The organism is Nocardioides sp. (assembly GCF_051876515.1).
In the GTDB taxonomy this organism is placed as follows: domain Bacteria; phylum Actinomycetota; class Actinomycetes; order Propionibacteriales; family Nocardioidaceae; genus Nocardioides.
The window spans coordinates 23660-30986 of record NZ_JBJEHY010000151.1; the positions used below are offsets into that span (position 1 = coordinate 23660).

The 7327-nt window shown below is 70.4% G+C and carries 11 protein-coding genes and 3 tRNA genes; 12 read left to right on the plus strand and 2 right to left on the minus strand.

Translation table 11 applies throughout. From position 1 onward, the window contains the following. The first annotated feature begins 24 nt into the window (after nt 1-24). The 6 genes from ACI379_RS11545 to ACI379_RS11570 all read left to right on the plus strand — a co-directional run bounded on the left by ACI379_RS11545 (nt 25) and on the right by ACI379_RS11570 (nt 2435). Nucleotides 25-97, plus strand: a tRNA-Thr gene (locus tag ACI379_RS11545). A gap of 52 nt (nt 98-149) precedes the next feature. Continuing rightward, nucleotides 150-226: transfer RNA gene (locus ACI379_RS11550), tRNA-Met, on the plus strand. A 35-nt stretch (nt 227-261) separates the two neighbouring features. Further along, complete coding sequence (gene rpmG / locus ACI379_RS11555; RefSeq protein ID WP_439792237.1) at nt 262-432, plus strand: 50S ribosomal protein L33; 171 nt, start codon at nt 262-264, stop codon at nt 430-432. A 134-nt stretch (nt 433-566) separates the two neighbouring features. Beyond that, the gene (locus ACI379_RS11560; protein ID WP_439792238.1) at nt 567-962 is read left to right on the plus strand and encodes an FAS1-like dehydratase domain-containing protein; all 396 of its coding nucleotides are present in this window, start codon (nt 567-569) and stop codon (nt 960-962) included. Then, complete coding sequence (locus tag ACI379_RS11565; protein WP_439792239.1) at nt 959-1360, plus strand: MaoC/PaaZ C-terminal domain-containing protein; 402 nt, start codon at nt 959-961, stop codon at nt 1358-1360. Before ACI379_RS11560 ends, ACI379_RS11565 begins: the two co-directional genes overlap by 4 nt. Then, nucleotides 1353-2435 carry a UDP-N-acetylmuramate dehydrogenase gene (locus ACI379_RS11570; protein WP_439792240.1) on the plus strand — a complete coding sequence of 361 codons (1083 nt, stop codon included), beginning with the start codon at nt 1353-1355 and terminating at the stop codon, nt 2433-2435. Before ACI379_RS11565 ends, ACI379_RS11570 begins: the two co-directional genes overlap by 8 nt. A gap of 16 nt (nt 2436-2451) precedes the next feature. On the opposite strand, the gene ACI379_RS11575 is transcribed toward ACI379_RS11570, so the two are convergent. Both ACI379_RS11575 and ACI379_RS11580 read right to left on the minus strand, forming a co-directional pair. Next, nucleotides 2452-3060: a hypothetical protein gene (locus ACI379_RS11575; protein WP_439792241.1), complete on the minus strand. Its 609-nt coding sequence runs from the start codon at nt 3058-3060 to the stop codon at nt 2452-2454. Nucleotides 3061-3095: 35 nt separating this feature from the next. Continuing rightward, nucleotides 3096-4121: an adenosine deaminase gene (locus tag ACI379_RS11580; RefSeq protein WP_439792242.1), complete on the minus strand. Its 1026-nt coding sequence runs from the start codon at nt 4119-4121 to the stop codon at nt 3096-3098. A gap of 147 nt (nt 4122-4268) precedes the next feature. Here ACI379_RS11580 and ACI379_RS11585 point away from each other — a divergent pair, with 147 nt between their 5' ends. The 6 genes from ACI379_RS11585 to rplA form a co-directional block, all read left to right on the plus strand. Then, nucleotides 4269-4622, plus strand: a complete 354-nt coding sequence (locus ACI379_RS11585; RefSeq protein WP_439792243.1) for a VOC family protein — start codon at nt 4269-4271, stop codon at nt 4620-4622. A 123-nt stretch (nt 4623-4745) separates the two neighbouring features. Beyond that, a tRNA-Trp gene (locus ACI379_RS11590) sits at nt 4746-4818 on the plus strand. Nucleotides 4819-4855: 37 nt separating this feature from the next. Further along, on the plus strand, nt 4856-5110 hold the full coding sequence (secE, locus tag ACI379_RS11595; RefSeq protein ID WP_439792244.1) for a preprotein translocase subunit SecE: 255 nt from the start codon (nt 4856-4858) through the stop codon (nt 5108-5110). Nucleotides 5111-5190: 80 nt separating this feature from the next. Further along, the gene (nusG, locus tag ACI379_RS11600) at nt 5191-5985 is read left to right on the plus strand and encodes a transcription termination/antitermination protein NusG (RefSeq protein ID WP_439792245.1); all 795 of its coding nucleotides are present in this window, start codon (nt 5191-5193) and stop codon (nt 5983-5985) included. 139 nt (nt 5986-6124) lie between these two features. After that, nucleotides 6125-6553: a 50S ribosomal protein L11 gene (gene rplK / locus ACI379_RS11605; protein WP_439792246.1), complete on the plus strand. Its 429-nt coding sequence runs from the start codon at nt 6125-6127 to the stop codon at nt 6551-6553. 109 nt (nt 6554-6662) lie between these two features. Beyond that, nucleotides 6663-7327, plus strand: a 665-nt coding sequence (gene rplA / locus ACI379_RS11610; RefSeq protein ID WP_439792247.1) for a 50S ribosomal protein L1, incomplete at its 3' end; no start/stop codon positions are given.

The following is a 7327-nucleotide window of genomic DNA, read 5'->3' on the forward strand; positions in this document are numbered from 1 at the left end:
ATGTGTGTAATGTTCCTCCGCGTCGCCCCTTTAGCTCAGTCGGCAGAGCGTCTCCATGGTAAGGAGAAGGTCTACGGTTCGATTCCGTAAAGGGGCTCTGGGTCGGGCCTTCGCTCACCGCATCCGCGGTGGGTGGCCCGCTGCCCGGCGGCGGGGTAGCTCAGGTGGTTAGAGCACACGACTCATAATCGTGGTGTCGCGGGTTCAAGTCCCGCCCCCGCTACCAAACTCCGCATTCCAAGCAACGACAAAGGACTTCCTGTGGCCAGCAAGAGCTCTGACGTTCGCCCCAAGATCACTCTCGCGTGCGTGGAGTGCAAGGAGCGCAACTACATCACCAAGAAGAACCGCCGCAACGACCCCGACCGCATCGAGCTGTCGAAGTTCTGCCCCCGTTGCCGCAAGCACCAGGCTCACCGCGAGACCCGCTGAGTCTGATCGCCTCACGGCGACACGCGACATCCGACCCGTCCGGCTCTGCCGGGCGGGTCGTCGTGCTTTCCGGGCTCTCCCGGTGACCGTGACCGCGTCCGGACGCGCCCCGGTCACGCAGTAGGCTCGAACCCATGCCCGTCGATCAGTCCCTGGTGGGACGCACCTTCCCCGCGACCGGCCCGCTCACCGTGACTTCCGAGGGCGTGCGCGCCTTCGCCGAGTCCCTCGGTGCCCCCGCGGACGGCGCGATCCCGCCCACCTTCCCGATCGTCCTCGCCTTCCGCGCGATGAACGAGTTCCTCGAGGCCGAGCAGGTGGACCTGCACCGGATCGTCCACGGTGAGCAGCGCTTCGCCTACGTACGCCCCCTCGCCGTCGGCGACGAGCTCACCGCCACCCTCACCGTCGCCGGGCTGCGGCAGCTGGGGGGTGCCGACGTGATCACGACCACCAGCGAGTTCGTCGACGCCGCCGGCGAGCTCGTCTGCACCGCTCGCGCCACGCTCGTCCACGGAGGTGCCGCATGACCCGCCCGCTCGACGAGGGAAGCGTGCTGGAGCCCCGCACGTTCACCGTCACCCGCGACCACCTCCGCGCGTACGCCACGGCCAGCGGCGACCACAACCCGATCCACCAGGACGAGGAGGTGGCGCGCTCGGTCGGCCTGCCCGGCGTGATCGCGCACGGCATGTACACCCTCGGGCTGGTCGGACGCGCCGTGACCGAGTGGACCGGGGGAGCCGAGGTCCTCGAGCTGGGCTGCAAGTTCACCAAGCCCGTCGTCGTCCCGGCCGAGGGCGGCGTCGAGGTCGTCGTCGCCGGCAAGGTCTCCTCGGTGGCTGACGGACGCGTCACCCTGTCCCTGGAGGTCACCAGCGAGGGCGTCAAGGTGCTCGGCATGCCGAAGGCTGTCGTCGTTGCCTGAGCACGCCGAGTCGCTGCGCGACCACACGACGCTGCGCTTGGGCGGGCCCGCCCGCGAGTGGGTGCGCGCGGAGACCGAGGCAGAGCTCGTCGAGGCCGTGACCGAAGCCGACGCGGCCGGGGTTCCGGTGCTCGTGCTGGGCGGTGGTTCCAACCTGGTGGTCGCGGACGAGGGCTTCGACGGAAGGGTCGTGGAGGTGGCCACGCGCGGCGTCGTCGCGGACGCGGACTGCCCCGACGACCTCGCCTGCCTCGGTGCGGTCACCGTGACGGTGGCCGCGGGGGAGGGCTGGGACGACTTCGTCGCCCGGGCCGTCGAGCAGGGCTGGGTCGGCGTCGAGGCGCTCTCGGGCATCCCGGGGTCGGTCGGCGCGACCCCCGTGCAGAACGTCGGCGCGTACGGCCAGTCCGTCTCCGACACCATCGCCCAGGTGCGCGTCTACGACCGCGTCCTGCGTGGCGTCCGCACCTTCGCCGCGGCCGACTGCGGCTTCGACTACCGGTGGAGCCGGTTCAAGGCCGACCCGCAGCGCCACGTGGTGCTCTCGGTGACCTTCCTGCTCAAGCAGGGCTCCCTCGGCGCGCCCGTCGCGTACGCCGAGCTCGCCCGCGCACTCGGCGTCGAGCCCGGGCAGCGGGCCCCGCTGGGCGACGTGCGCGAGGCGGTGCTCGGGCTGCGTCGAGGCAAGGGGATGGTGCTCGACGACGGCGACCACGACACGTGGAGCGCAGGGTCGTTCTTCACCAACCCGGTGCTGGAGGCCGACGTGGCCGACGCGCTCCCCGAGCAGGCGCCGCGCTGGACCCAGCCGGACGGCCGGGTCAAGTCGAGCGCCGCGTGGCTGATCGAGCACGCAGGCTTCACCAAGGGCCACACCAGCGAGCGGGTGGGTCCCTCGGTGAGTCTGTCCACCAAGCACACGCTCGCGCTCACCAACCGTGGCGGCGCCACGACCGCGGAGCTGCTCGCCCTGGCGGGCGAGGTGCGTGACGGGGTGGAACGGGTCTTCGGCGTTCGGCTTGTCAACGAGCCCGTCCTGCTGGGCTGCGAGCTGCCGGGGACCACTCCCGCCTGAGAGCGGTCCCCGGTCCTCAGACGTTCGTCGAGTACGTCGTCGAGCTGGTGCTCGCGAAGACGCCGAACATCGCCAGCACCACGATGCCGATGACGACGACGAGCAGCAGGCCCAGCAGCACCGTGCCGATGATGCCGAGGATCCGCCCGGTGTTGGCGGTGTCGCGGCCGCTCCAGCGGCCCGGCTGGGCGTCGATCTCGCGGATTGCCTTGGAGCCCATCGACCACGCGAAGGGCGACAGGAAGATCGTGACGCCGCAGACCAAGGAGCCGATGAGGCCGATCAGGCCGAGCGTCATCGCTGTCGACGCCGAGGGGTGCGGGGGCGGCGGCGGGGTGTACTGGTGCGGGTACGCGGCGCCCGGCTGCGCCCACTGGCTCGCCTGCCCCTGGAACCCCTGCTGCTGCCCGTAGGAACCCTGCTGGCCGTACGGGTTCGGTTGCCCGTACGGGTTCGGCTGGGCCGGTTGGCCGTAGGGCTCGTACGCGCCCGGCTGCGAGGCCGGGGGCTGGCCGGACTGCCCGTACGGGTCGTACGACGGCGATCCGTACGGGTTCTGGCCGTACGGATCGGGCCGCGGGTACGGCGCGGTCGGGTCGGGCTCGGGGTTCTCGGGACGCTCCACGGCGCCATCCTTGCAGGCGCGGCGTGCCAGAGGCGTCAGGCGCCCGGTTCCTCGAGCCACGCGTCGATCCCGGAGCGCGCCGCGGACAGGACGTCGGTGTGTGCGCAGGACGCCTCGAAGCTCATCCGGGCGAGGTCGGCGAGGCGGCGGTCGTCGAGGTCGTGGGCGGCCCGCATGGTGGCGTACTGGCCGGCGAGTCGGGAGCCGAAGAGCAGCGGGTCGTCGGCGCCCAGGGCGACGGTGGCGCCCGCGTCGAGGAGGGTCGGCAGCGGCACGGAGCTCAGGTCGCTGTAGACGCCCAGTGCGACGTTGGAGACCGGGCACACCTCCAGTGCGACGCCGGCCTGCACGATCCGGTCGAGGACCTCGGCGTCCTCGGCGCTGCGGACCCCGTGGCCCAGGCGATGGGCGCCCAGGGAGTCCAGGCAGGTCCGCACGTGCTCCGCGCCGCGCAGCTCCCCCCCGTGCGGGACCAGGCGGAGGCCGGCGCGCTCGGCGATCCGGAAGGCGCCAGCGAACTCCTCTGTACGCCCGCGCCGCTCGTCGTTGGAGAGCCCGAACCCGACGACGCCGCGGTCGGCGTACTGCACGGCCAGCCGGGCCAGGGTCCGCGCGTCGAGCGGGTGCCGGGTGCGGTTGGCGGCGATCACGACCGCGATGCCCAGCCCGGTGCTGCGCCGGGCGTCCGACACGCAGTCCAGGACCAGGTCGGTGAAGGCGGTGATGCCGCCGAACCGGGCCGCGTACCCGCTGGGGTCGACCTGGATCTCCAGCCAGCGGCCGCCGTCGGCGACGTCGTCCTCGGCGGCCTCGCGGACCAGCCGGTGCACGTCCTCGGGCGTGCGCAGCACCGAGCGGGCCACGTCGTAGAGGCGCTGGAACCGGAACCAGCCCTTCTCGTCCGCGGCCGACAGCTGGGGCGGCCACTGGCTCACCAGTGAGTCGGGCAGGGCGATCTGGTCGCGCTCGGCGAGCTCGAGCAGTGTCTGGTGCCGCATCGACCCGGTGAAGTGCAGGTGCAGGTGGGCCTTGGGCAGCGCGCGGATGTCCCGGTGACCCATGCGCGCCATCGTAGGTGCGCCTGGCGGAAATGCGGGGCGTTGGGCCCCTCGCGGCGCGTACAACGCCCCTGTGCCGACCTGCGCGGTCACGGTTGGCTGGGGGCAGAGGCGTCGGCAACGGGTCGCGCCGAGCCCCGGAGGTGTGTCATGCCCGAGCAGCAGGTCCGCATGGTCGTCCTGTCCACCGAGGACCTCGACGCGTCCATCGCGTTCTGGACCGGGTCGGTGGGACTCACGTTGAAGTTCCGGGACGGCTCGCACTTCGCCGCGCTCGACGGCGGTGGCGTGACCCTGGCGCTGGCCACCGCGATCGACCACCCGCTCCCGGGGAAGGTGGCCGTCGGCGTCCGGACTGACGACGTGGACGCCGCCACGCGCCTGGTCGAGGAGAACGGGGGAGCCGTGGTCAGGGCGCCGTACGACGACGCCCACGAGCGGCGGGCGGTGGTGTACGACAACCAGGGCAACGGGGTCGTCCTGTACGCCCCGCTCGCGCGCTGAGGCCCCCGGGGGCGGCCCTCGGTTCGACGCGCGTGGACCGAGGACGTATGCTTCCTGACTGGTTGATCAGCCACATGCTTCGGCGCGCCCAGCGCGGGTCGCAGCGGCGTGGAGGTTCACCGAAGGGCACTAGCTCAACTGGCAGAGCATCGGTCTCCAAAACCGAAGGTTGGGGGTTCAAGTCCCTCGTGCCCTGCGAGGACCAACAGATGATGAAGAGATGAGGTGAGGACGTGACGGACACCAGCGCCGCCAGTGGCTCGCAGCGGGGCCCCCGCAAGGGCGAGACGCAGCGCACCGGCCCGGTCACGTTCCTGCGCCAGTCGGTGGCAGAGCTCCGCAAGGTGGTCTACCCGACCCAGAAGCAGCTCATCACCTACTTCACCGTGGTCCTGGTCTTCGTGCTCGTGATGATGGCGATCGTGTCGGTGCTCGACCTGGCATTCGGCAAGCTCGTCTTCTCGATGTTCACGGGCATCGCACAGTGACGGCCGCCGACCCGGCGGTCGGCAGCACGTCCCCGGCCCGCACTGGTGGGCCATCGACAAGCAACCAGACGGAGCGCAACGTGTCGGACAGCATTGAGGACCGCGACGACGTGGTCGAGGCCTCCGCGGACGAGCAGGACAACGAGCTCGTCGAGGAGACCCTCGAGGACGACGCCGCCGAGGCGTCGGCCGAGGAGGCCGACTCCGACGAGCTCGACTCTGACGAGGTCGCCGGCGACGAGGACCCGCTCGAGGCGTTCCGCCGCGACCTGTGGGCCAAGCCGGGCGACTGGTTCGTGATCCACACGTACTCCGGCATGGAGAAGCGGGTCAAGCAGAACCTCGAGAACCGCATCATCTCCCTCAACATGGAGGACTACATCCACGAGATCGTGGTCCCCACCGAGGAAGTGGCCGAGATCAAGAACGGCCAGCGCAAGATGGTCACGCGCACCGTCCTGCCCGGCTACGTCCTGGTCCGCATGGACCTCACCGACGAGTCCTGGTCCACCGTGCGCCACACCCCCTCGGTGACCGGCTTCGTGGGCCACGCCCACCAGCCCGTGCCGCTGAGCATGCGTGAGGTCGAGGACATGCTGGCCCCGGCCGTCGTGGCCGTCGCCGAGGCCGAGGCCGCTGCGGCCGCCGCCGGCGAGAAGGGTGGCTCCGGTGCCACCGCCCAGCGCAAGCCCACCGTCGAGGTGGCCGACTTCTCCGTCAGCGACTCCGTCATGGTCGTCGACGGCCCGTTCGCCACGCTGCACGCCACGATCACCGAGATCAACGCGGAGTCGCAGCGCGTCAAGGCGCTCGTCGAGATCTTCGGCCGGGAGACCCCGGTCGAGCTGAGCTTCAGCCAGATCCAGAAGGTCTGATCCCGCGCCGGAGCCCGGCTCCGGCACGTCAGCACGATTTCGTGTCCCGCCCTTCCCGGGCGACAATGACCTGAGCAACACCCGTGGCAGGGGGCGTCCGCCCTCGTCGTGACCACAAGACAGAAAGAGAACATCGAAGATGCCTCCCAAGAAGAAGATCGCTGCGCTCGTCAAGGTGCAGCTGCAGGCTGGCCAGGCCACCCCGGCCCCGCCGGTGGGTACCGCTCTCGGTCCCCACGGCGTGAACATCATGGACTTCTGCAAGGCGTACAACGCCCAGACCGAGTCGATGCGCGGCAACGTCATCCCCGTCGAGATCACCATCTACGAGGACCGCACGTTCGACTTCATCACCAAGACCCCGCCGGCCGCTGAGCTGATCAAGAAGGCCGCTGGTCTGTCCAAGGGTTCCGGTGTCCCGCACAAGGAGAAGGTCGGCAAGCTGACCAAGGACCAGGTGCGCGAGATCGCGACGACCAAGCTCCCCGACCTCAACGCGAACGACATCGACGCCGCGATGAAGATCGTCGAGGGCACCGCCCGCTCCATGGGCGTCACCACCGACTGATCCGGGGCGGGTCGCCCGACCCGTACTGACAGACCACTTTCCGTGGCAGGGCCGCGCTGGCCCACGTGACCACACCTGGCACCACCAATTCGTGAGGAAGTACCCAGACATGCAGCGCAGCAAGACCTACCGCGCGGCGGCCGAGCAGTTCGACAAGAACGAGATCTTCGCCCCGCTCGCGGCCCTCAAGATCGCCAAGAGCACCAGCAAGAAGAAGTTCGACGAGACCGTCGACGTCGTCATGCGCCTCGGCGTCGACCCCCGCAAGGCGGACCAGATGGTGCGCGGCACCGTCAACCTGCCGCACGGCACGGGCAAGACCGCCCGCGTCCTCGTGTTCGCCAACGCGGACAAGGCCGAGGCCGCCCGTGAGGCCGGCGCCGACTTCGTCGGTGGCGATGAACTCATCGAGAAGGTCTCCGGCGGTTGGACGGACTTCGACGCCGTCGTCGCGACCCCCGACATGATGGGCAAGGTCGGCCGCCTCGGCCGCGTGCTCGGCCCCCGTGGCCTCATGCCCAACCCCAAGGTCGGCACGGTGACCCCCGACGTCGCCAAGGCTGTCTCCGACATCAAGGGCGGCAAGATCGAGTTCCGCGTGGACCGTCACGCCAACCTGCACTTCATCGTGGGCAAGGCCTCCTTCTCCGAGACCGCTCTCGCCGAGAACTACGCCGCCGCCCTCGAGGAGGTGCTGCGTCTCAAGCCGGCCAGCTCCAAGGGCCGCTACATCAAGAAGATCACGCTCTCCACGACCATGGGCCCCGGCGTCCT